The organism is Pseudonocardia sulfidoxydans NBRC 16205, assembly GCF_007989085.1.
GTDB classification, from domain to species: domain Bacteria; phylum Actinomycetota; class Actinomycetes; order Mycobacteriales; family Pseudonocardiaceae; genus Pseudonocardia; species Pseudonocardia sulfidoxydans.
The window spans coordinates 51162-74445 of the sequence record NZ_BJVJ01000014.1 but is presented as its reverse complement, the minus strand read 5'-3'; the positions used below and the strand labels follow the sequence as shown (position 1 = coordinate 74445).

Below are 23284 nucleotides of genomic sequence, written 5' to 3'. Positions count from 1 at the left end.
GTCGGCACGGGCGCCCGGCCCGCGTCGTGCAGGCGACCCGCTCCCCAGCAGATCACCGTCCCCTCCGGTGGCAGATCGGCCCTACCCGATCAGCCGTCCCGGAGGGGCACATTCACCAGCCCATTGCCACACCCGCGCGCATGGCCGCCTCGTAGCGGCTGTGGCGGCCGCCGTCCTGGCGGCGACGCTCGGCGCGCCGCTCGCTGAGCTCGTCGGGCAGCGAGTGGGAGCTGTGCCGGCCCGAACGGGGCACGGACGGGGCGCTCGCCGTGTAGGCCTGCGCCGGGATGGGCGCGGTCAGCGGGTCACGACGGAACTCGCTCAGCGGGTCGGCCTCGCGGGTGCGGCGGCTGCGGCGGGCCCGGCGCTCGGCGGCGGGTTCCTGCTGCCGGCTGCGCCAGCCGCCCGCGGTGAGCGAGTGGAAGATCGGCGTCTCCGCCGCGATCTCGGTCCGGCTGGCATGACGTCCCGGGAACGGACCGCTGTCGTCCACCCCGAGCATCACCCGGCGCCGTGCGACGACCGCCCCGACGCCTCTCACCTGATCCGTCACGCCCACCTCCGATGTCCACTTCCCCTGCGATGTGCACCACATGGCTCGTCCGTCCGACCAGACGCGGCGGGTGGGGCCGTTCGGCGCACTCTGCCACCCACAACGGGGACACACGCCCGTGGAAACGGGCGCGGAGCCGCCGTTACAGGCTTTCGGGCCGATTTCGCTCGTTAGAGTGGCGCAGCCACGATGATCACACCCTGTCGAGTAACCCAGTGCTGCCGAGGGCGATCAGTTCGGCACCGCACGTCAGTCGTCAGATCCGCGAACACTGTTCGCGAGACGCGTCGACGCCGCCTGCATCGATCACCGAGGGGTGCTGCGTCGACACGCGCAGCCCGCGTGCCGAGCCCCTGGACAGAACCCGGACCAGCGGAGGAACCCGGCGGCGCGGGCCGGCCCGCCCCGTTCGACACCGGCCGCCGGCAGACAGGAACTGTGCACGTCAGGCCCGGGATCGCGCCGGTTCTCAGTCCTGCACCCCGGCGTGTCGCGGCTCCACTCCCACCGCCAGGGGGCCTACGGTTCGCGATGCGGGAGCGCCTCCGCTGCCCCGTTCCTGGAATGTCTGGTTTCACTGATAGTTACCAGTGAGGCCACCAATGGACCATCGCCATCTCGAACAGACGTCAACTACACGGGTGTAATTCGGCTCTGGGTCCCCGACCGGTGGACATCGCTGCTCCGGTGCGGCGACCGGGAGTCCCGACCGGCGCAGCGTCGCGGGCGATGCCGTACCCGGTTCCCGCGACCGGCCCTCTCGTCCCGCACGCGCCCGCGCGAACACCCGCGACGGCGTCCCGGAACTCTCGACCCGTCACCACGCGCGGCCCGGCGATACGGTCGCGCCATGAGTGACGACGAGGCGCGGACCGGACCCGACGGTCTCGCGAACCCGCAGCCGGACACCGGCGGGCGGGACACCGGTGACGGCTCCCCGGACGACGCCGCCGCGGCCGACGGCGAGCCGACCGGAACACCGCCCGGGACACCGCCCGTCGACACCGAACGCGCCCGGCCGGAGGCCGCAGCGCCGGCCCCGAACCGCGCGACCGGCCCGCGAGGCACCGACCTCGTCCCCACGCCCCTGCGCGTGACCTCCGAGGTGTGCGCCCGCGTACTCGTCATCGCCGCGGCGTTCGGCCTGCTCGTCTTCCTGATCATCGAGCTGCGGATCGTCGTCGTCCCCGTGGCCATCGCGATCCTGCTCGCGGCCCTGCTCTCCCCGGTCGTGCACTGGCTCGTCGCCCGCAAGGTCCCACGCGGCCCCGCGACCTTCCTCGTCCTCATCGGCGGCGTCGCGCTGCTCGGCGGGCTGCTGTCGTTCGTCATCAACACGTTCATCGCGGGCTTCGCCGACCTGCAGAAACAGCTGAGCGCGAGCTTCCAGTCCATCCAGCAGCTCCTCGCCGGCCCGCCGCTGCGCATCCCGACCTCGCAGTTCGACAACCTGCCCGGACAGATCGAGCAGGCCATCCGCAACAACGTCGACACCCTGACGTCCGGGGCCCTGACCACCGCGCTGACCGTCACCGAGATCGCCGCGGGCCTCGCCCTCGCACTGTTCTCGCTGATCTTCTTCCTCTACGACGGTCCCCGGATCTGGCGTTTCCTGCTCAAGTCCACGCCGCGGGCCCGTCGCGAGCGGGTCGACGTCGCCGGCCGTCGGGCGTTCGCGTCGCTCGTCGGATACACCCGCGCCACGGTGCTGGTCGCGGTCGTCGACGCCGTCGGCATCGGCATCGGCCTGTGGGCCGTGGGGGTCCCGCTGGTCATCCCCCTGGCGGCGCTGGTGTTCCTGGGCGCCTTCATCCCGACGGTCGGTGCGGTCGTCACCGGCGTGATCGCGGTGCTGATCGCGCTGGTGGCCAACGGGATCATCCCGGCGCTGATCGTGCTGGGAGTCGTCATCGCGGTGCAGCAGCTGGAGGGGCACGTGCTGCAGCCGCTGCTGCTCGGCCGGGCGGTGTCGCTGCACCCGCTCGCGGTGGTCCTCGCGGTGGCGGCGGGTGTCGTCATCTCGGGGATCGCGGGTGCGCTCCTGGCGGTCCCGCTGCTGGCGGTGATCACGGCGGCCGTGCGGTCGCTGCGGGCACCTGTGGAGCCGTCTCCGCTGCTGGTCAACGCGGTGAACCCGCGGCACGGCCATCCGGTCGCCTCGGCGGGCGACACGTCGGACCGCCCGTCCGTCGCGTCCCGGCTCCTGGCGAAGTTCAAGCCCTCGTCCTGACTCATACGTTCGTCTAAGACGAACGTATAGGACGGACGTCAGTGCGGGGGCACCCGGCGATCTCGCTCGATTGCCGGGTGCCCTGCACCCCATTAGCGTTCGGGCCGTGCCGAAGATCGTGGATCTGACGACGGCCGTGGGCGATCTCGTCCACGACGGCGCCACCGTCGCACTCGAAGGCGTCGACCACCTCGTCCCCTACGCCGCCGCGCACGAACTCGTCCGGCTTCGCCGCAGACGGCTGACGCTCGTCCGGGCCTCCTCCGACCAGCTCACCGACCAGCTCGTCGGCGCAGGGTGCGTCGACACCCTCGTCTTCTCCCACGCCGCCGGACCCGACGGCCGTCCACCCGCACGTCTGCTCGACGCCCTCGGCCACGACTGGCCCGCGCCCTTGCGCATCGAGGAGCACACCCACCCGGTCATGGCCGCCCGCTACGCCGCCGGCGCCGCCCGCGTCCCCTTCGGCGTCGTCCGCGACACCGGCACCGACCTGCCGCATCACACCCCGACCATCACGTCGATCCGCTGCCCCTTCACCGGCTCGGCCGTCACCGCCGTCGCCGCCCTCGTCCCCGACGTCACCGTCGTCCACGCCCAACGCGCCGACCGCGACGGCAACGTCGAGATCCGCGGGCCCGTCGGCCTGCAACGCGACGCCGTCCACGCCGCCCGGGCCGCCCTCGTGACCGTCGAGGAGATCGTCGACGCCCTCGATCCCGCGCCCGGCGCCGTCGTCCTCCCGAAAGCCGTGGTCACCGCCGTCGTCGCCGCGCCCGGCGGGGCCGCGCCCTCCCGTGTGCACGGCTTCTACGAACCCGACGACGCCGCGCTGCGCGACTGGGCCGACATCAGCGCCGACCGCCGCCGGTTCGGCGCATGGCTCGACGCCATGGCGGGCACGTCGTGAGCGTGCCGACCGCCGAGGAGATCATGACGTTCGTCGCCGCCCGCGCGGTGCGCGACGGGCAGGTCTGCCTGGTCGGACACGGCATCCCCGCCGCCGCGGCCCACCTCGCACGCCGGCTGCACGCACCGGCCGCCGTCGTCGTCCACGAGTCCGGTGCCGTCGACGTCCGCCTCCGCGACGACGACCCGCTCACCGACGCCACCGTCGCCGACCGGGCACTCACCCACGTCACGCTGGGTTCGCTGTACGGGGAGTGGCTGCAGGCGGGCCGCGTCGACCTCGGTTTCGTCGGCCACGTCCCCGGCGCCCAGCTCGACCGCTACGCCAACATCGGCTCCAGCGTCGTCGGCGAGTACGACGAACCCACCGAGCGGCTGCCCGGCCCCGGCGCCGCCGCCGAGATCGCCGCCTGGGCCGGCGAGACCGTGATCGTCGTGCGACACCGGCTGCAGGCCTTCGTCGAACAGGTCGACTTCGTGACCGCCGTCGGCCACGGCACCGGCCCGCTCGACCGCGCGCTGCTCGGGCTGCGCGGACGCGGGCCCGTCCGCGTCGTCACCGACCTCGGCGTCCTCGAACCCGACCCGCAGACCGCCGAGCTCGTGCTCACCGCCGTGCACCCGGGCATCGACGTCGAACAGGTCCGCGCCGAGACCGGCTGGGACCTACAGGTGGCACCCGACGTCCGCACCACGCCCGAACCCACCGGCACCGAGCTCGCGGCGCTGCGCACACTGCGCCCCGCGAGCACCGAGGAGTCACCATGAGCGTCCAACTGCACCACGTCGTCGACGGGCCGACCGAGGTCGACGAGGCCGACGCCGCCGTCCTCGTCCTGGTCGGCTCGCTCGGCAGCACGCTGGAGATGTGGCGGCCCAACGTCGAGACGCTGGCTCGTCGGCACCGGGTGGTCCGGCTCGACCACCGCGGCCACGGCGGGTCCCCGGTACCCGACGGCGACTACACGGTGGCCGACCTCGCCGGCGACGTCCTCGCCACCCTCGACACGCTCGGGATCGACCGTTTCCACCTGTGCGGCCTGTCGCTCGGCGGGATGGTCGCGCAGTACCTCGGCTCCGAGCACCCGGACCGGGTCCGGACGCTGACACTGTGCTGCACGTCGTCCCACTTCCCCGACAGCACGCCGTGGGCGGAGCGGCGCGCGACCGTCACCACCTCCGGGACGGGGTCGATCGCCGAGACGATCGCGTCCCGCTGGTTCACGCCCGAGTGGGGCGCCGCGCACCCCGACGCCGTCGCCGAGGCCGCCGCGATGATCACCGCGACGTCCGACGTCGGGTACGCCGGCTGTTGCGCGGCGCTCGCGGGCTGGGACCACCGCGACCGGCTGGGCTCGGTCACGGCGCCGACGCTCGTCATCGGCGCCGAGCACGACCTGTCGACGCCGATCGAGCCGCACACGCTCACCCTCGTCGGCGCCATCCCCGGTGCCCGGCTCGAGGTGCTGCCCGCCGCGCACCTCGCGACGATCGAGCGCGCCGACGACGCCACCCGGCTGATCCTGGAGCACATCGGCGCCTGATGCGGCCGAACGGACGTGTCCGGAGGCTGCGGCGGGCGCATCGGGGCGGCCTGCGAGCGACGTAGGACACGGTCGGGTCGTAGATAACGGTTCGATCACATACCCTGGTGGGACTGGTGATTCCGGGATCAGCGCCGAGCCGGGATCGACAACGCCCGTCATCCCCCGGAGTCCGCCCATGCTCAACGAACGCGAACGCGGTGTCCTCGCCGACATCGAGAACAACCTGGTCGGCAGCGACCCCCAGCTCGCACGCCTGTTCCAGAAACTCGCCTACGTCCGCCCCCGTAGCCGCTCCGCCGTCGCGATCAACCCGCGGCACCGGCGCAGCATGCGCGACGCGGGTGTCGCCCCGTGCCTGTTGCTCGTCGGCGGCCTGCTGCTGATCGTCCTCGGCGGCGTCAGCGCAGCGGTTCCCGTCGTCGGCACCGGCATCGTGACGGCGCTGCTCGCCTTCGTCCTCGCCGCCGTCGGCACCCAGAGCGGGCGGCGCGCGGGACCCGCGACGACCTGACCCGCGCGGTCTCGCGCACGGCTTTCGGGGGGCCGTGCGCGCGACCGCCGGTACTCGGCTGCCCTCGGCCGACAGAACGTGGCGCGTCAGCCGTGGGCGAGATCGGCGAACCGGCTGTAGTGCAACTGGTGCGCGACCGTGATGGTGCCCTGCGGCCCGTTACGGTGCTTGGCCAGGATCAGGTCGGCCTCGCCCGCGCGCGGATCGTCGCGCTCGAACGCGTCGGGGCGGTGCAGCAGGATCACCATGTCGGCGTCCTGCTCGATACTTCCCGACTCGCGCAGATCCGACAGCATCGGGCGCTTGTCGTTGCGCTGCTCGGGGCCACGGTTGAGCTGGCTCATCGCCACCACCGGGACCTCGAGCTCCTTGGCCAGCAGCTTGATCTGTCGGGAGAACTCCGAGACCTCCTGCTGCCGCGACTCGACCTTGCGGCCCGACGTCATCAGCTGCAGGTAGTCGAGGATGATCAGCTTCAGGTCGTTGCGCTGCTTGAGCCGCCGCGCCTTCGCCCGGATCTCCATCAGCGTCAGGTTCGGCGAGTCGTCGACGAACAGCGGCGCCTCGCTGATCTCGCTCATCCGCCGCGCCATGCGCGTCCAGTCCTCGTCGCTCATCCGGCCGGCGCGCATGTCGGCCAGCCGGATCTGCGCCTCCGCCGACAACAGCCGCATGACGATCTCGGACTTGCTCATCTCCAGCGAGAACACCGCGCTGGTCATCCCGTGGCGCACCGAGCACGACCGCGCGAAGTCCAGACCCAGCGTCGAGTTGTGCGTCGGCACCATCGACCGGCCCGCCAGGTACAGGTGCGCAGCGTTGTCGACCTCCACGCAGCGGACCGGCACGGACTCGACGGGGCGGACGTCGACGATGTAGCGCCGACCGCCCTGCTGCTCGTGCCCTGCCGAGCGCTCCTTGTGCTCCACGCGCTTGCGGTCCACCCGGAAGACCTCGTCGGCGGTCTCGACGTCGATGACGAAGCTCGTCGAGTCGTCTATCAACCGGCCGCGCGCGGGTCTCGTCGTCATCGTGCAGCGGTAGCCGAGGCCGTGCGCGAGTTCGCGCACACCGTCGGCCAGCCGCCGGCTGGTGACCGTCAACCGGAGTCCACCGCCACCGGTCACCGCGCCCGCGGTGTCCATGAGCCCCGCCAGCAGCGCCCGGCGCTGCTGTTCCGACGCCCGCAGGTACGCGGCCGGGACGTGCCGGGTGCCGAGGTCGACGGCGATGTCGGGCAGCTGCAGGCCGAAGCGCCCCTTCGGCATCCGGGCGACGACGTAGCCGTCGGCCTCGACGTGCCCGACGAGCTCCGGATCGTCGACGATGAAGCCCGAGCCGGCGCTCGTGGCCGCCGCGAGCCACACCCCGAGCGTGTAGGGGCCCACCGGCAACGCGCTCTCCGGCAGCTGCAACGGGGCGCAGTTGTCGACCGAGTGCTCGGCCCGCTCGTCGGAGCGCAGCGTCGCCGCGATCTGCTCGGTGGTGACCACCGACCGCACATCGGCACCCGCGCCGTCGCCGGTGACCCGGCGTTCCCGCCGGGCCGCCCTCGTCCCGGTGAGCCACTGGTGCTGCGCGTCGGCGACGATCACGGTGCCGTCGGAGAACTCGACCTCGAAGCACGGCCGCCCGGCCATCACCTCGGTCGCCGCGACCACCCGCGTGGGCAGACCGTCGGCGTCGATCAGCAGGTCCCCGACCGCGACCTCACCCATCGTCGTCCAGCCCGACGGCGTGGGCAGCGGCGTGTCCAGCGCGAGCGCCTTACCCAGGCCGGGCCGGGCCGCCACCACGACCATCTGGCCGGGGTGCAGGCCGTTGGTCAGCGCGTCGAGATCGGCGAAACCCGTGGGCACCCCGAGGGCCACGCCGCCGCGGGAGGCGATGGCGTCGATCTCGTCCATCGTCGGCTGCAGCAGCTCCTCGAGCGGGGTGTAGTCCTCGCTCGTGGTGCGCTCGGTGACCTCGTAGATGGCGGCCTGGGCCCGGTCGACCACCTCGTCGACGTCGCTGCCGTCGGCACCGTGGTAGCCCAGCTGCACGATCCGGGTGCCGGCCTCGACGAGGCGGCGCAGGATGGCCTTCTCGGAGACGATCTCGGCGTAGTAGGCGGCGTTGGCCGCGGTGGGCACCGTCGCGATCAGGGTGTGCAGGTAGGGGGCGCCCCCGAGGCGGATGAGCTCACCGCGGCGCTGCAGCTCGGCCGAGACGGTGACCGCGTCGGCCGGTTCGCCGCGGCCGTAGAGGTCGAGGATGCAGTCGTAGACGGTCTGGTGCGCAGGCCGGTAGAAGTCGTCCGGGCGGAGCACCTCGACGACGTCGGCGATCGCGTCCTTGCTCAGCAGCATGCCGCCGAGGACGGACTGCTCGGCCGTGAGGTCCTGCGGCGGCTGGCGGTCGAACGGGGACGGTGACTCCGGTCCCGCGGTCCCGTCGTCGGGCCGCACGGCCCGCGGCCGGCCCATGGGCCGATCGTCCGACAGCGCCATACGCAGCGTCACCCCCGACTCGACACACTATCGAACACCAGTTCGATTCACAGCATTCCGACCCTCACCCCCGAGCGACGGATCGGTGAACGGTCGTCGTCGTGCCGACGACATCCGCCACCTCGGTACGGGAGCGTACGGACGCCCGGGTGGAGCCACAACGCAGTGATCGACATCCCTGGGGACGACCTGGGGACGGATCCGCTCCACCCCAGGAGCGCTTTGGGACCACGGTGTGGACAGACTGTGCACAGAACCCGGATTTCCACCGAAAGCCCAGGTCAGCTCTGTGGATAGAGCTGTGGACAAAACCGCTGGCGTGTCGCGATCCGACGGCGTGTCGGCCCGCTGCGATGGGGACGCGGATCTGTCACCCGGCGCGTTCGGACGGTCGCTCGGCGACGACATGACCGATACACCGCAACCTCACCCGGGTCCGCTCGTCGACGACGAACGGCTCTGCCCGACACCCCGACACGCGACAGGGGCGGGATCCCGATCCGAGTGGATCAGGATCCCGCCCCTGTCACAATGCGTCACCAATACGGCCGTGACGGCCGCCGAGGGTGATCAGTTCGCGACGACCTCGATATCGAGGTTCGACGTGACGTCCGGGTGCAGCCGGACCGCGACCGAGTGCGTGCCCACGGTCTTGATCTGGCCGGCCTCGACGACGCGGCGGTCGAGCGCCGGGCCACCCGCGGTGCGGATGGCGGCGACCACGTCGGCCGCCGTGACCGAACCGAACAGCCGGCCCGAGTCGCCCGCGGACTTCGCCTTGACGGTGACCGCGAGGCCCTCGAGCTGGCCCGCGACCTCCTTGGCGTGGCCGAGGTCGCGGATCTCGCGGGCCTTCTGGGCGCGGCGGATCGACTCGACCTGCTTCTCGGCGCCACGGGTGGCGACGATCGCGAGCTTGCGCGGCAGCAGGAGGTTGCGGCCGTAGCCGTCCTTGACCTCCACGATGTCGCCCGGGCCGCCCAGGTTCGGGACGTCGGCGGTGAGGATGAGCTTCACGGTGACGTCCTTCCTCAGCGCGCCGTCGAGGTGTACGGCAGGAGCGCCACCTCGCGGGAGTTCTTGACGGCCACGGCCACGTCGCGCTGGTGCTGACGGCAGTTGCCCGTCACACGGCGCGCGCGGATCTTGCCGCGGTCGGAGATGAACTTGCGCAGCAGACCGGTGTCCTTGTAGTCGATCTCCTGCGCCTTGTCCTTGCAGAACGCGCAGACCTTCTTCTTCGGCTTGCGCAGAACGGGCTTCGCCATTCCTGTGCTCCTGGATGTACTGGTGTCCCCTCGCGCCTACCGGGCGCGCCGGGGAGTGGTCTCGATCAGAACGGGGGTTCGTCGTCCATGGCCGGGCCGCTGCCCGCGGGCGGGGCCGAACCCCAGGGGTCGTCGGCGTAACCGCCGCCGCCACCACCGCCGCCACCGCCCGAAGGACGGTTGCCGCCGCCACCGCCACCGCCGCCGAAGCCGCCGCCACCACCGAAGCCGCCGCCGCCGTCGCCGCGACTGACCTTGTTGACCTTGGCGGTCGCGTACTTGAGCGACGGGCCGACCTCGTCGACCTCGAGCTCGACGACGGTGCGCTTCTCACCCTCGCGGGTCTCGAAGGACCGCTGCTTGAGCCGGCCCTGCACCATGACGCGCATGCCGCGGGTGAGCGTCTCGGCGACGTTCTCCGCCGCCTGCCGCCACACGTTGCAGCGCAGGAACAGCGCCTCGCCGTCCTTCCACTCGCCGGACTGGCGGTCGAAGGTGCGCGGCGTCGAGGCCACCGTGAAGTTGGCGACCGCGGCACCCGAGGGGGTGAACCGCAGCTCGGGATCGGCGGTCAGGTTGCCGACCACGGTGATGACGGTCTCGCCGGCCATGACGGCCTCCTCAGCTCGCGGCTGCCGGGGCGGGGGTGCGCTGCTTCTTGGGCTCGCGGCGCAGGACCTTGGTACGCAGCACGGACTCGTTCAGGCCCAGCTGGCGGTCGAGCTCGGCGACGGTGGCCGGCTCGGCGGTGACCTCGAGGATCGCGTAGATCGCCTCGGGGTTCTTGTTGATCTCGTAGGCCAGCCGGCGCTTGCCCCAGACCTCGACCTTCTCCACCGAACCGCCATCGGTACGGATGACGTTGAGGAAGGTCTCCAGGGACGGCTGCACGGTGCGCTCGTCGAGACTCGGGTCGAGAATGACCATGACCTCGTAATGACGCATGAGAACCACTCACCTCCTATGGACTCGTGACGGCCGCGGTGCATCCGCGGCAGGAGGTTCTCACCACCCCCCGACAGAAATCGGGTCCCGCCTCGGCGGGACCGTCGTTGCGGCGTCCCTGTGGACACCGGTCGGGGTGATCCGTCGAGGCTACCAGCGCGGATCTGCCCGGCTCCGGCCGCCCCGCACGGTGCGGGAGCGGTGTCGGGGGGCGTCCCCTTAGGCTGACGCCATGCTCATCGGGGCCCACGTCCGTGACGACGATCCCGTCGGCGCCGCGGCCGAGCGCGGGGCCGACGTCGTCCAGATCTTCCTCGCCGATCCGCAGGGGTGGAAGAAGCCGCCCGCGCACCCCCAGGCCGAGCAGTTGCGGTCGGGGGAGCTGACGGTCGTCGTCCACTCGCCGTACGTCGTGAACGTCGCATCGCCGAACAACCGCATCCGCATCCCGTCGCGCAAGCTCGTCGTGCAGCACGCCCAGGAGGCCGCGAACGTCGGTGCGATCGGGCTGGTCGTGCACGGCGGCCACGTCACGCAGTCCGACGACCCGGGGGTCGGGTTCGACAACTGGCGCAAGTTCGTCGAGCGCCAGCAGGACGAGGGCGGCTTCGCCGTTCCCGTGTTCATCGAGAACACCGCGGGCGGCGACAACGCGATGGCCCGCAGCTTCGACGCGCTGTCGCGGCTGTGGGACGCGGTCGGCGAGTTCGGCGTCGGTTTCTGCCTCGACACGTGCCACGCGTTCGCCGCGGGGGAGGACCTGGTCGACGTCGTCGACCGCGCCAAGGCCATCACCGGCCGGATCGACCTGGTGCACCTCAACAACTCGCGCGACGAGTTCGGCTCGGCGCGCGACCGGCACGCCAACATCGACTCCGGCACGATCGACGCCGAGCAGCTCGCGGCGGTCGCCCAGGCCGCGGGGGCGCCGGTCGTCGTCGAGACCCCGGCCGAGGGCCAGGCCGCCGACATCGCGTTCCTCCGCGAGCGGCTGGGGCGGTGATCCGGACGGCCGTCGGCACCGCCCCGGTCCCCGGGTCCGAGGCCGTCGCGCCGTCCCGGCGCGGAACGGCGCTGCTGCTGGCGGTCGTCGTCGCGCTCACGGGTCTCACGCTCGTGCTCGGCTACGTCAACAAGGCCCGGTGCACGGGCCCGGAGTTCGACGCGCAGGGTCGCAGCGCGCCCGACTACGAGAACCGCAAGGATCTCGACGTCTGCTACTCCGACATCCAGCACCTCTGGATCGGCCGCGACATCGACAAGCACGTCTTCCCCTACGTCGACGGCGGGATCGACGCCGACGGCACGCTCACCGGCGGGACCGTGGAGTACCCGGTGCTCACCGGGCTGATCATGTGGCTGGCCGCGCTCGGCGCCCACACCGACGCCGGGTTCCTGCTCGCGTCGGCCCTGATCATGGCCCCGTTCGGCCTGGCCACGGGCTGGCTGCTGGGCCGGTTGTCGCGGTGGCGGGCGTTGCTCTGGGCGCTCGGCCCGCCGCTCGTGCTGTACGCGTTCCACAACTGGGATCTGCCCGTCGTCGCGTGCGCGGTGGGCGCCGTCTTCGTCCTGCACGGTCTGCGTTCCCGCTGGTCGTTGCACCGGCGCGGCACGGTCGCCGCCGTGCTCCTCGGGCTCGGGTTCGCGCTGAAGCTCTATCCGGGCGCGTTCGTGCTGCCGCTGGCCCTCTACGTACTCACCCGCGGTGAGGACCGCGTCCCCGGCGGACGTCTCGACTGGTGGGGCGCCGTCCGCGTCGCCGGTGCCGCCGCGCTCACCGTGGTCGTCGTCAACCTGCCGTTCGCGATCGCCGGGTTCGACGGCTGGCGGGCGTCGTTCACCTTCCAGCAGCTGCGCAAGGTCGACTTCACGACGAACTCGTTCTGGTTCTGGGGCTTCCGGCCGTACTCCGAGCCCGACGACGTCGCCTTCCAGGACCTCGTGTCGTGGCTGTCCCCGACGCTGGTCGTCGCCTCGTTCCTGCTGGCCGCCGGGATCGGGCTGTGGCGGATGCGACGCCTCGGCTCCTACCCGTGGGTCGCGGTGAGCGCCGCGATGCTGTGCGGGTTCTTGTTGCTGCACAAGGTGCACAGCCCGCAGTACACGTTGTGGCTGCTGCCGTTCTTCGTGCTGCTGCGGGTGCCGTGGGGTGTCGTGGCCGGGTACCTCGTCGCCGACGCCGTCATGGGGATCGGCATCTTCCGCTGGCTCTACGACGTCCGCGCCGGCGTGAACCTGGAGATCACCCAGGGGCTCGCGGCGCAGGCCGTCGCGGTCGGCGTCTGGGGGCGGGCCGCGCTGCTCGTCGCGCTGTTCGTGCTGTTCCTGCGCGTGCCCCCGACCTTCGCGCTCCGCCCGCCCCGGCCGGCGGACGCGCCCGAGCCCGCTGAGCCGCCGCCCGCCGACACGACGAGCCGCGACGACCCCGCCGCAGCCGCCGCCACGGACCCGGCGGACGCCGAGAAGGCAGGCGCTGAGAACGAGCGCGAACCCGTCGGCGACACACCGAGCTCGGCCACCTCGACACCCTGACCAGCCCCTGCGGCACCTTGGTGATCGCTGTTCGTGGCACATGAGCGCCATCTGCGGCGTCCATGCGCCGGAAACGGCGATCATTTCGAGCTCAGCGCCAGGCGAAGACCGGCTGCTCCAGGTGCGCCACCCGCGTCGGGCGCCCGCGCAGGACGACCTCGCGGAACTGGTGCAGCACCGCGCCGGTGGGAGCGTGCACGAAGCGGCCGAGCATCGGCACCTGGATGACCGGCGCCTCGGACTCGGGGATCGTCAGGAACCGGGGCTCGACGTCGATCTCGCGCAGCGCGACCCGGTGCACGGAGCCGACCTCGGCCGGGTTGGGGGTGAGGTCTCGAGCAGGCCCGCCCCACAGGACGACGGGTGTGATCAGGTAGCCCGAGCGTGTCGGGTAGTCGTCGAGGACGCCGAGCACGGCGTCGTCGTCGAGACGCAGGCCCAGCTCCTCGTCGAGCTCGCGGCGGGCGGCGACGATCTCGGTCTCGCCCGGGTCCAGCCGTCCGCCGGGCAGCGCCCACTGGTTGGCGTGGCGACGCAGGGTGGGGGCGCGGCGGGTGAGCAGGAGGGCGAGCCCGTCGAGGAGCGGGTCGTCCCCGGGAGCGTCGCCGGTCGGGGCCGGGTCGGGATCGGGGACGAGCGTGATGGTGACGGCGGCGCGGGCCAGGTCGGGTCGGTCGACGCGGACCGGCTCGAACGCGGCCATCCGCGCGGCGACGACTGCCCTCGGCTCCACTGCTCACCCCCACCTTGCGCCGACACTGCCTCATACGACCGCCCGGGCATACGCTGTCGCGCTGTGACCCCCGCCGCACCGGCCGGCTACTCCGGCACGCCGTTGCCCCGCAAGCTGGGGATCCGGGAGGGGACACGGACGTTGCTGGTCGGCACCCCGGCCGGGTTCGGCCTGGACGCGCCGCATCACCGGCGTGCGTCGGGTGCCGGCTACGAGGTGCAGGTGGTGTTCTGCCCGGACGTCGCGACATTGCGCAGGCGCTGGTCGCGGGCGGTGGAGCGCAGCACCGAGCGGGGCGCGGTCTGGGTGGCGTGGCCGAAGAAGGCGTCGGGGGTGGCGACGGACCTCGACGAGAACGGCGTCCGCGACCACGCGTTGCCATCGGGCTGGGTGGACGTCAAGGTGTGCGCGATCGACGCGACGTGGTCCGGCCTGAAGCTGGTGCGGCGGCTGGAGCGGTGATTCCCGACCCGCTCGGCGCGGTGCTGCCCGACCCGCTCGGCGCGGTGCTGCCCGACGCGCTCGGCGCGGGGATGACGTCGCGGACGCGCGGCCGTGCCGGGGTGGTGCCGGGCCAGTCGGGGTCGTCGGGGCCGTTGGCCCGCACGGGGTCGGCACCGGGCCGGAGCACGCTGCGTACGACGAGGACGCAGAGCAGGACGACCATGGCGTCGCGGAGCAGGACCGCGCCGAGGAACCAGTCGGGCGGGAGGCCCTTCTTCTCGGGGGTCAGGTAGTAGAACATCCGCGGCACCCAGACGGCGGCGTCGACGAACATCCAGGCCAGCAGCAGCCGCCAGCGCGGCAGGGCGAGCACCGCGAGCGGCACCAGCCACAGCGAGTACTGCGGGCTCCACACCTTGTTGACCAGCAGGAACGACGCGATCACCAGGAATGCGAGCGAGGCGAGCCGGGGTGGTCGGGGTGCCTTGAGCGCGAGGACGACGACGCCGACGCAGGCGAGCGCGAAGAGGCCGAGGGTGACGGCGTTGAGGATCGCGGGGGTCTGGCCGGAGGCGAGGTCGCCGTCGAAGCCGGCCCAGCCGGTGAAGTAGCTGAGCGCGTAGTAGAGCGAGTCGGGGTCGGCGGGGCGGGTCTGGTTGAGCCGGAAGAACTCCCACCAGCCGGGCGTCCACAGCAGCGCGACGGGCAGGTTGGTCGCCGCCCACGCGACGACGGCGCCGGCGATCGTGCGGACGGCGAGGGTGAGGCCGCCGGTGTCGCGACGTCGCCAGCCGACGAGCAGCACCGGCAGCAACAGCATGAGCGGGTAGAGCTTGGCGGCGCCACCGATGCCGATGAGCAGCCCGGCGAGCCAGGGTCTGCGCCGGGCCAGCGCGAGGAGGCCCGCGGTCGCGAAGGCGACGGCGAGCGCGTCGAAGTTGGTGAACAGGTGGACGAGCGCGAGCGGTGAGAGCGCGACCATCGCCGCGTCCCACGGGCGGGACGGCCGCAGCCGGCACACCGCCCAGGCGACGACGAGCCAGGCCAGCGCGAGCCAGCCGGCCGAGAAGTCGAAGTAGACGACGACGGGCAGCGCCACGGGCAGCGGGATGTGCGCGGCGAGGGCGAGCCAGCCGTCGGTGAGGCGGGCGTTGAACCACTGGAAGAACCCGGTGACGACGGGGTACTCCATGTAGCGCAGCTGTTCCTGCGGGGTGCCGGGCTGTTCGAGCCAGGCGTCGCGGTAGGGCAGCGCGCCCCGCTCGAGGCCTTCGAGGCCGTAGAGGGGGACGGTGTCGGAGTAGCACATGGCGACGTACTGGCGGTCGTTGCGCCAGTCGAGGGCCAGGGAGCCGTCGCCGGCCGGGTACTGCTGCAGGCAGGGCGACTTGGCGAGCCAGCTCAGCGCCATGACCGCGACCGCGAAGAGCAGCACGACGCGCAGGGGTGTCCAGAACCGGCTGCGACCGACGGTGGCGTGCCGACCCAGTGGGCCGCCGACGATCCTGCTGGCGGCGGCCGCCATCGGTTCGGTCCAGCTGGGCACGACGCGCGGCGGTGGCGCGTCGCCCGGCGTGCCGCGGACGGTTCTCGTCCGTCCGCGGTCGCCTGTCGTGCGCGTCACCCGTCGAACGGTATCCGGGCGGCGTCATTCATCGCTGCCGGCCCCGTCGCCACTGTCGCGGGCGTTCCCACCGCCGTCGTTGCCGCCGCCGTTCCCGCCGCCGTCGCCGCCGTTCCCGCCGCCGCGGTTGCCTCCGCCGCCGCCGTCGCCGTTCCCGCCGCCGTTACCGCCGCCGCGACGTCCGTTGTCACCGCCGCGGTCGTCGCCGTAGTAGTCCTCGTCGTCGTTGCCGGCGGTGGGCTGGGTGGTGGTGACCTCGGAGTAGGGCGGGGTGCCGATGGGCACGAACTTGGAGAACTGCTCGACGGGCGTGCCCTTGAGCGCGGCGTTCATGTACTGCTGCCAGATCGAGCCGGGGAGCATCCGGCCGTAGATCGGGCGGCCGGCCGAGTTCTTGATCGGCGAGTTGTCGTCGGTACCGACCCAGACCGCGGTGGAGATCGACGGCGTGTAGCCGACGGTCCAGGCGTCGTTGTTCTGCCCGGCGACGGAGCTCTGCACGGTGCCGGTCTTGGACGCGACGGGGCGGCCACCGGACAGCGCGATCCCGGACGACGACGCGACGTCGGTCATGGACTCGGTGACGTTGCGGGCGACCTGCTGGGGGAACGCGTTCTGGCCCTGGACGGCGCCGATGTCGAACAGGACGCGGCCGTCGGACGCCGTGACCTTGCTGATCAGGTACGGGTCGTGGCGGACTCCGTCGGCGGCGAAGGTGGCGAACGCGGCCGCCATGTCCATCGGGTGGACCTCCTTGTCACCCAGGGAGATGCCGCCGGTGGGGTTGGGCAGGAGGTCGGCCGGGATGCCGGCCTGATGTGCGGCGTCGGCGACCTTGGCCGGGCCCATGGCCACGGCGATCTGGTAGAAGACGGTGTTGATCGACTGCGTCATCGCCGTCTTCACGGTGCAGTTGCCGCAGCTCACGCCCTCGGAGTTGGACACCTTCGCGCCGGCGATGGTCATGGGCGAGGAGCCGTCGTAGGTCGAGCCCAGGCCGACCGGGCTGGGCAGCTGCAGCGCCGCGGCGAGTACGAACGGCTTGAACGACGACCCGGGCTGCTTGAGCACCTGCGCGTAGTCGAGCCCGACGCCGTTGTCACCGCCGTAGTAGGCGAGCACCGCCCCGGTCTTCGGGTCGACCGACACGAGCGCGGTGCGCAGGTTCGCGGGCTGGCCCTTCATGACCTTCTGCGCCGCGGCGACCGCCGCCTGTTGCTTCTCGGGGTCGATCGTCGTGGTGATGGTGAGGCCCTCGGTGTTGATCTCCGTGTCGGAGATGCCACGGGCCTCGAGCTCGGCACGGACCAGGTTGTAGATGTGGCCGCGGCTGTCCCCGGGGATGCCGCCGCCGGTGGGTGCGGGCTGCCTCCACTCGGGGAACTTCTGCGCGGCCCGGTCGGCGGGGGAGAGCCAGCCCTGGCCGACCATGCCGTCGAGGACGAAGTTCCACCGCTCGAGGGTCTTGTCGGGTGTCTTGGCCGGGTCCCAGCGCGACGGCGACTGGATCATGCCGGCGAGCATCGCGCCCTCGGACACGCTGAGGTCGGAGACGTCCTTGCCGAAGTACGCCTGGCTGGCGGCCTGGACGCCGTAGGCGCCGCGGCCCAGGTAGATGACGTTGAGGTAGTTCTCCAGGATCTGGTCCTTGGACAGCTCCTTGGAGATCTTCGCCGCGAGGACCACCTCCTTGTACTTGCGCCACAAGGAGACCTCGTCCTGCCCGGTGGTCACCTTGATGTACTGCTGGGTGATCGTCGAGCCGCCGCCGACGCCTCCGGTGACCTGGTTCCAGATCGCGCGCATGATGCCGGTGACGTCGAAGCCGAAGTTGCTGTAGAACGTCCGGTCCTCGGCGGCGAGCACGGCCTGGCGGACAGGCTCGGGCACCTTGTCGAGGGTGACGTTGGTGCGGTTGACGTTGTCGGGCCGGACGGTGGCCAGCGGCGCACCGTCGGCGTAGGTGAACGTCGCGACCTGGGTGATCTTGGCGTCGTCGGCGGTGGGCACCTGGAACACGAGCCAGCCGATGACGAACGCGAGGATCGGGCCGAGGATGAACACGCCGGCGGCCACGTAGATCACCCGGCGGATGCGGCGCCACCTGCGCTTCTTGGCGGCCTCGGGGGGCAGGGGCGGCTCGTCGCCACCGCCGCCACCGCCGCCGCGGCCGGGGCCTCCGGGGTCGCGCGGACCGCCCGGGCCCCCGGGCCCGCCGGGACCGGACCGGGGCCGGGCGGACGGGCGAGGTGTGACGGTGGTGTGGGCGTCGGCCCGCGGGGGCATCGGTTCGGCGCGCGGGGCGTCGTCGTGGGTGAGCAGCGGAACGTCGCGGTTCACCGGCGGGACGACGGCGCGGCCGGGCGGCGGACCGCCGGGCGCGGCGGCCGGACCGGCCTGGCCCGGGGGCGGGCCCATGGGCCGGGGCGGGCGGGGCGGCGGGCCGGCCGCGGGTCGCGGGGGACCGGGGCGGCGGGACGGGTCGAACCGGGGATCGCGCGGGTCTGTCACCGAATGGCTCCGTGGTCGGTCGTCGTCCGGCCCCGTCCGTGCGGGTCCCGCAGACGGCGGGCGGTCGTCGGGGTGGTCCCCGTCGCGCGCCACCCGGGGAGCTGGTGGCGTGCGGACCGATCAGTTCGTCTCATGCGGTTCTTCGACTCCGCTCACTCCACGACCGGCGGCCGGCGACGCGGGGACCGGGCGGTGTGGCCCGGCTCGTGCCGGTAGGGCGGGCGTGGACTCGGGGCAACGGCGCTTCGGGGCAACGGCGTTCGACGGCTCATCGGCGTGGGCTGTCATTCCCCCGCCGACCGCCGCCGGGCGGGCGGCCCGCTGCGGCCTCCCGTACCCAGGACGTACGACTGCACGAGATGGTTCCAGCTGCAGGTCCGGCAGACCTCGACGACGTACACCGAGAACTCGTTGTACAGCGTCTCCAGCCGGTCGAGCTCCTCGGGCTTGCGGGCCGATCCGGCGGCGTGCTTGAGCTCCTCGCCGAAGATCCACGAGACGAGGGTGAGACGTTCCTTGCGGCAGACAGGGCAGGAGACGTCGCTGGGCTGCCCGTGGAAACGGGCGGCGCGCAGCAGGTAGGGACTCGCGTCGCAGACCTCGGCGACCCCGGTCCTGCCGGAGTGGACGTCGGCGAGCAGCGCCCGGCGCTGCAGCGCGTAGTCGACGACCTGTCGCTGCGTCAGCACCCGACCAGGGTACGCGCGGACCACGACGCTCCCGATCCACCGTCCCCCGGGCCGGCTCGTGGACGAGTGACGAGGCTCTCGCGATCGAGCGAAGATGTATCGGACCGATATAGTCGGGCGAGAGGTCCCCGTCGGTCGCGGGGTCCCGGGGCCGAGCACACCGAGGAGGGATGCGCCGTGCTGGAACTGGCGATCCTCGGGCTGCTGAACGAGGCGTCCATGCACGGGTACGAGCTGCGCAAGCAGATCGGCCTGCGACTGGGCGGCTTCCGCGCCTTCTCCTACGGGTCGCTCTACCCAGCGCTGCGTCGACTGACCCGCGCGGGCCTGATCGTCGAGGACGTCGACCAGCCCGTTCCCGAGACCACCTCCGGCACCTGGTCGCGGCGCAGCCGCAAGGTGTACCGGATCACCGCCGAGGGCAAGGAGCGCTTCGCCGACCTGCTCGCCGACGCCGGTCCCCAGGCGTGGGACGACGAGACGTTCGGCATGCACCTCGCGTTCTTCTCGCGGACCCCGGCCGAGACGAGGATGCGCATCCTCGAAGGGCGCAGGCGCGCCGTCGAGGAACGGCGTGAGGGAATCCGGGCCGCCCTCGGCCGGGCGGGGGAGCAGATCGACCGATACACCCGTGAGCTGCACCAGCTCGGCCTCGACAGCACCGACCGCGAGGTCCGCTGGCTCAACGAGCTGATCAGCCGCGAACAGGCGGAACAACGACAGGATCCTCCGGCGACGCAGCCGGATACACCAGACAGATGAAGGAGGAGCCGGCCATGAGCCAGGTGCGTGTCGCCGTCGTCGGCGTCGGCAACTGTGCGGCGTCGCTGGTCCAGGGTGTCCAGTACTACGCGGATGCCGACCCGACGACCCGGGTGCCGGGTCTGATGCACGTCGACTTCGGCGGGTACCACGTCCGCGACGTCACGTTCGTCGCCGCGTTCGACGTGGACGCCAAGAAGGTGGGTCGCGACCTCTCGGAGGCGATCTTCGCCAGCGAGAACAACACGATCAAGATCGCCGACGTCCCGCCGCTCGACGTGCCCGTCCGGCGCGGGCACACCCTCGACGGCCTGGGTCGCTTCTACCGGGAGACGATCACCGAGTCCGACGAGGAGCCGGTGGACGTCGCGCAGGTGCTGCGCGACACCGGGACGGACGTGCTGGTCTGCTACCTGCCGGTGGGCAGCGAGGCCGCGGCCCGCTTCTACGCGCAGTGCGCGATCGACGCCGGCGTCGGCTTCGTCAACGCGCTGCCCGTGTTCATCGCCTCGGACCCGGTGTGGGCCGAGAAGTTCCGCTCGGCCGGTGTGCCGATCGTGGGTGACGACATCAAGTCGCAGGTCGGCGCGACGATCACGCACCGCGTGCTCGCGAAGCTGTTCGAGGACCGCGGCGTCCAGCTCGACCGCACGATGCAGCTCAACGTCGGCGGCAACATGGACTTCCTCAACATGAAGGAGCTCGAGCGCCTGGAGAGCAAGAAGGTCTCCAAGACGCAGTCCGTGACGTCGCAGGTCGACCGCGACATGGGCAAGGACAACGTGCACATCGGCCCGTCGGACTACGTGGCGTGGCTCGACGACCGCAAGTGGGCCTACGTCCGGCTCGAGGGCCGCGCGTTCGGCGACGTGCCGCTGAACCTGGAGTACAAGCTCGAGGTGTGGGACTCGCCCAACTCGGCGGGCATCATCATCGACGCGGTGCGCGCGGCCAAGATCGCCAAGGACCGTGGGATCGGTGGCCCGATCCTGTCGGCGTCGAGCTACTTCATGAAGTCGCCGCCCGAGCAGTACGGCGACGACGTGGCGCGTGACGCCGTCGAGCAGTTCATCCGGGGCGAGCGCCAGAACTGACGTTCGGCCGCCGTCCCACCCGAAGGCCCTGCTCCCGCATCTGCGGGGCAGGGCCTTCGTCGTACCCCGGATCTGTTGTCTCCGTTCCGCGGTCTCGTCGTTTCCGTTCCGGAACTATTTCCGATCCTTCCGGACCGCAATTTTTGTCACCCGTCCGACCCAATAACGGGACGATAACTCACCCTCCCGTGACCGGTCACACGTCATTGCGCGGTTTCGACTCCGGAACAGCACCGAATTACGTCGACGAGATTCGGCCGATCGGGTTCCTTTCCGTGACAACGATCACCCGAATACGCACCATTGTTTGAGATTTGCGTCATGGTGAATCGTCGAAATCTGTTCGTAATTTGGGCTACGGCCCTGCACGACCAAGGCTCACCCGGAGCTGCGGAGTGTGGGGTCATCGTCCGGACCACGAACCGGGCACGGACCGTCCGACCCCCCAGGACGACGGCGACCGGCCCGGCTCCCGCTCCCCCGCACACCCGGCGTGCGGTCCGCGCGTGTCCGGCGGTGCTACCCCCTAAGGAACACCCCCGTGCACACGCACACCCCCCGCTTCCTCACGATCCGGACGGCCGTCGTCGCGGCCACCGCCGCCGCTGCCTCCGCTTTCGCGATCCTCCCCGCCGCCACCCCCGCGGCGCCCGCAGCGGCCGCCGTCCTCGAGATCCCTGCCGCCGTCCCCGGCGCCGGCGCTGCCCAGCCGGCCGTCGCGGTGACCGCCCCGGTCGTCGAGACCGCGGTGAAGCCGGCCGCCAGCAGCAAGTCGGTCCTCTCGATCGTCATGAGCAAGCTCGGAGCGCCCTACCGCTACGGATCGGCCGGCCCGAGCGCCTTCGACTGCTCCGGCCTCATGTACTGGGCCTTCAAGCAGGCCGGCGTCACCATCCCGCGCACCAGCCGCGCGCAGTCCACGTTCGGCACCCCGGTGTCGAAGGCGAACCTGCAGCCCGGCGACCTCGTGTTCTTCTACAAGCCGGTCAGCCACGTCGCCATGTACATCGGCAACGGCAAGGTCGTGCACGCCAGCACCGCCGGCCAGCCGGTGAAGATCAGCACCCTGGCGTCGATGCCGTTCTCCGGAGCGCGCCGCATCTGAGGCCCTCCCAGAACCCAGGGACCACGCTCCCCGCGCACGGCCCGGCCAGGCATACCGTCCGGCCGGGCCTGCGGGCGTCTCTTTTCTGGACACCGGCGACGTTCGCGCGGCGATAGCATCCTGGGATGCTCGACCCGGACGACGTGGACCTCGCCGGGCTCGGCGCTGCCCGCGACGACCGCACCCCCGGCGTGAGCTGGTGGATCGACCCCGGCGACGGCACGATCCAGCTCGTCTCCGACCGTGACGACGAGCCCGCCGGCTGGGTGCGCATCCCGCCCACCGAGGCCGGCGCCGGGTACGGCGACATGAGCGACTTCGTCGAGGCCGTCCAGCATCGCAGGGCGGCCGAGCTGCTCGACCAGGCCATCAACGGCCGGGGCGCGTTCCGGCGGTTCAAGAACACGCTGTTCGAGTTCCCCGAGGTCCGTGACGAGTGGTACCGCTTCCGCGACGCCCGCGCCCGTCGCGGCGCCATCGAGTGGCTGCTCGCCGAAGGACTGGTCGACGAGGAGGTGGGCCGCCGCGCGCTGGCCCGCACCCCCGATCCCTCACCCCGCAACGCCGACGTGCCCGCGGCCGTCGCGGGCGACCTCGCCGACCTGTACGGCCCCCGGCTGCACCGGGTCCTGCTCTACGGCTCGTGGGCCAGCGGCGAGGGTGGCGTCGAGTCCGACCTGGATCTGCTCGTCGTCCTCGACCGCGTCGACTCCACGTGGGACGAGCTGCGCCGCATGGACGCGGTGCTGTGGCGGCACACCGAACGGTCGGGTCTGACGATCACCGCGCTGCCGGTCGCGGAGTCGGCCATGGGTCGTCCGACCGAGCCGATGCTGATCCGGGCCAAGACCGGGTCGGTGCGGATCTCGTGAGCGCGGGGGGCCAGGCGGGGTGAACCATTCCGGGATGGCGCGGGCGCGGGAGGAGATCGACGCCGCGACTCTGTTGCTGGACAACGGGTTCACGACGCAGGCGCTGTCACGCGCGTTCCACGGCGCCTACCACGCGGCCGAGACCGCGCTGCTCGTGCTGGGGGAGACCCGCGGCGACTTCTCCGACGTCGTGTCGGCGTTCGTGCGCCGCGTGGTCCGCGAGCGGGCCCTCGACCCGGAGTCGGGTCGCGTGCTGCGCAGCCTGTTCAACCAGTCGCTGCTCGCCGACCACGGCTACGAACCCGTCCCGGCCGCCGAAGCCGGGGCCGCCATCGCGGCGGCGACGACGGTCGTCGTCGAGGTGGAGAAGTGGTTGGCCGATCCGGGGCGCAGCGCCGCCCGCCGCGGCGACGCGACACCGCTGCCGGCGAGGCCGCCGCGGCGCAGGAGCCGTTGACTCCTG

General features: G+C 72.0%; 23 protein-coding genes. 13 read left to right on the top strand and 10 right to left on the bottom strand.

The genetic code is table 11. The features are described 5' to 3' along the window. Positions 1-112: 112 nt before the first annotated feature. On the bottom strand, positions 113-553 hold the full coding sequence (locus PSU4_RS09790; RefSeq protein WP_147105249.1) for a hypothetical protein: 441 nt from the start codon (positions 551-553) through the stop codon (positions 113-115). 850 nt (positions 554-1403) lie between these two features. On the opposite strand from PSU4_RS09790, the gene PSU4_RS09785 reads away from it, so the two are divergent. The 5 genes from PSU4_RS09785 to PSU4_RS09765 all read left to right on the top strand — a co-directional run bounded on the left by PSU4_RS09785 (position 1404) and on the right by PSU4_RS09765 (position 5750). Further along, entirely contained in the window at positions 1404-2783 is a 1380-nt protein-coding gene (locus PSU4_RS09785; protein ID WP_147105245.1) for an AI-2E family transporter, read from the top strand. A gap of 106 nt (positions 2784-2889) precedes the next feature. Continuing rightward, positions 2890-3693, top strand: coding sequence for a CoA-transferase (locus PSU4_RS09780; RefSeq protein WP_147105242.1), 804 nt, complete (start codon positions 2890-2892; stop codon positions 3691-3693). Further along, the gene (locus tag PSU4_RS09775) at positions 3690-4460 is read left to right on the top strand and encodes a CoA-transferase (protein WP_246115029.1); all 771 of its coding nucleotides are present in this window, start codon (positions 3690-3692) and stop codon (positions 4458-4460) included. The genes PSU4_RS09780 and PSU4_RS09775 overlap by 4 nt, the downstream gene beginning before the upstream one ends. Next, entirely contained in the window at positions 4457-5236 is a 780-nt protein-coding gene (gene pcaD / locus PSU4_RS09770) for a 3-oxoadipate enol-lactonase (RefSeq protein ID WP_147105235.1), read from the top strand. The genes PSU4_RS09775 and pcaD overlap by 4 nt, the downstream gene beginning before the upstream one ends. Positions 5237-5414: 178 nt before the next feature. After that, positions 5415-5750 carry a DUF3040 domain-containing protein gene (locus PSU4_RS09765; protein ID WP_147105232.1) on the top strand — a complete coding sequence of 112 codons (336 nt, stop codon included), beginning with the start codon at positions 5415-5417 and terminating at the stop codon, positions 5748-5750. Between the two features lie 86 nt (positions 5751-5836). On the opposite strand, the gene dnaB is transcribed toward PSU4_RS09765, so the two are convergent. The 5 genes from dnaB to rpsF all read right to left on the bottom strand — a co-directional run bounded on the left by dnaB (position 5837) and on the right by rpsF (position 10455). Further along, on the bottom strand, positions 5837-8242 hold the full coding sequence (gene dnaB, locus PSU4_RS09760; protein WP_147105340.1) for a replicative DNA helicase: 2406 nt from the start codon (positions 8240-8242) through the stop codon (positions 5837-5839). Between the two features lie 570 nt (positions 8243-8812). Then, on the bottom strand, positions 8813-9259 hold the full coding sequence (gene rplI, locus PSU4_RS09755) for a 50S ribosomal protein L9 (protein ID WP_147105230.1): 447 nt from the start codon (positions 9257-9259) through the stop codon (positions 8813-8815). A 14-nt stretch (positions 9260-9273) separates the two neighbouring features. Further along, complete coding sequence (gene rpsR / locus PSU4_RS09750; protein ID WP_013678623.1) at positions 9274-9510, bottom strand: 30S ribosomal protein S18; 237 nt, start codon at positions 9508-9510, stop codon at positions 9274-9276. A gap of 65 nt (positions 9511-9575) precedes the next feature. Next, on the bottom strand, positions 9576-10121 hold the full coding sequence (locus PSU4_RS09745) for a single-stranded DNA-binding protein (RefSeq protein WP_147105226.1): 546 nt from the start codon (positions 10119-10121) through the stop codon (positions 9576-9578). A 10-nt stretch (positions 10122-10131) separates the two neighbouring features. Continuing rightward, on the bottom strand, positions 10132-10455 hold the full coding sequence (rpsF, locus tag PSU4_RS09740) for a 30S ribosomal protein S6 (RefSeq protein WP_147105224.1): 324 nt from the start codon (positions 10453-10455) through the stop codon (positions 10132-10134). A 232-nt stretch (positions 10456-10687) separates the two neighbouring features. Between rpsF and PSU4_RS09735 the strand changes: the two genes are divergently transcribed. Then, positions 10688-11458, top strand: a complete 771-nt coding sequence (locus PSU4_RS09735; protein ID WP_147105220.1) for a deoxyribonuclease IV — start codon at positions 10688-10690, stop codon at positions 11456-11458. Further along, entirely contained in the window at positions 11455-12987 is a 1533-nt protein-coding gene (locus PSU4_RS09730; RefSeq protein WP_186816849.1) for a glycosyltransferase family 87 protein, read from the top strand. Before PSU4_RS09735 ends, PSU4_RS09730 begins: the two co-directional genes overlap by 4 nt. Positions 12988-13078: 91 nt before the next feature. Here the strand turns inward: PSU4_RS09730 and PSU4_RS09725 are convergent, their stop codons facing one another. Then, positions 13079-13720, bottom strand: coding sequence for an NUDIX hydrolase (locus PSU4_RS09725; RefSeq protein WP_246115027.1), 642 nt, complete (start codon positions 13718-13720; stop codon positions 13079-13081). 63 nt (positions 13721-13783) lie between these two features. Here PSU4_RS09725 and PSU4_RS09720 point away from each other — a divergent pair, with 63 nt between their 5' ends. Then, positions 13784-14182 carry a DUF3052 domain-containing protein gene (locus tag PSU4_RS09720; protein ID WP_147105217.1) on the top strand — a complete coding sequence of 133 codons (399 nt, stop codon included), beginning with the start codon at positions 13784-13786 and terminating at the stop codon, positions 14180-14182. Here PSU4_RS09720 and PSU4_RS09715 read toward each other — a convergent pair. The 3 genes from PSU4_RS09715 to PSU4_RS09705 form a co-directional block, all read right to left on the bottom strand. Beyond that, on the bottom strand, positions 14118-15689 hold the full coding sequence (locus PSU4_RS09715) for a glycosyltransferase family 87 protein (RefSeq protein WP_147105330.1): 1572 nt from the start codon (positions 15687-15689) through the stop codon (positions 14118-14120). The two genes, PSU4_RS09720 and PSU4_RS09715, sit on opposite strands and share 65 nt — an antisense overlap. A gap of 123 nt (positions 15690-15812) precedes the next feature. Beyond that, entirely contained in the window at positions 15813-18299 is a 2487-nt protein-coding gene (locus PSU4_RS09710; protein WP_246115026.1) for a transglycosylase domain-containing protein, read from the bottom strand. Positions 18300-18583: 284 nt separating this feature from the next. Further along, positions 18584-18988, bottom strand: coding sequence for a DUF5318 domain-containing protein (locus PSU4_RS09705; protein ID WP_147105214.1), 405 nt, complete (start codon positions 18986-18988; stop codon positions 18584-18586). Between the two features lie 177 nt (positions 18989-19165). On the opposite strand from PSU4_RS09705, the gene PSU4_RS09700 reads away from it, so the two are divergent. From PSU4_RS09700 to PSU4_RS09680, 5 genes are all read left to right on the top strand, one after another. Continuing rightward, entirely contained in the window at positions 19166-19750 is a 585-nt protein-coding gene (locus PSU4_RS09700; RefSeq protein WP_147105211.1) for a PadR family transcriptional regulator, read from the top strand. Between the two features lie 14 nt (positions 19751-19764). Beyond that, positions 19765-20844, top strand: a complete 1080-nt coding sequence (locus PSU4_RS09695; protein ID WP_147105208.1) for an inositol-3-phosphate synthase — start codon at positions 19765-19767, stop codon at positions 20842-20844. Between the two features lie 541 nt (positions 20845-21385). Further along, on the top strand, positions 21386-21949 hold the full coding sequence (locus PSU4_RS32265) for a C40 family peptidase (protein WP_246115025.1): 564 nt from the start codon (positions 21386-21388) through the stop codon (positions 21947-21949). Between the two features lie 125 nt (positions 21950-22074). Beyond that, entirely contained in the window at positions 22075-22821 is a 747-nt protein-coding gene (locus PSU4_RS09685) for a UPF0158 family protein (protein WP_147105205.1), read from the top strand. A 34-nt stretch (positions 22822-22855) separates the two neighbouring features. Continuing rightward, positions 22856-23278: a hypothetical protein gene (locus tag PSU4_RS09680; RefSeq protein WP_147105202.1), complete on the top strand. Its 423-nt coding sequence runs from the start codon at positions 22856-22858 to the stop codon at positions 23276-23278. Positions 23279-23284: the final 6 nt, after the last annotated feature.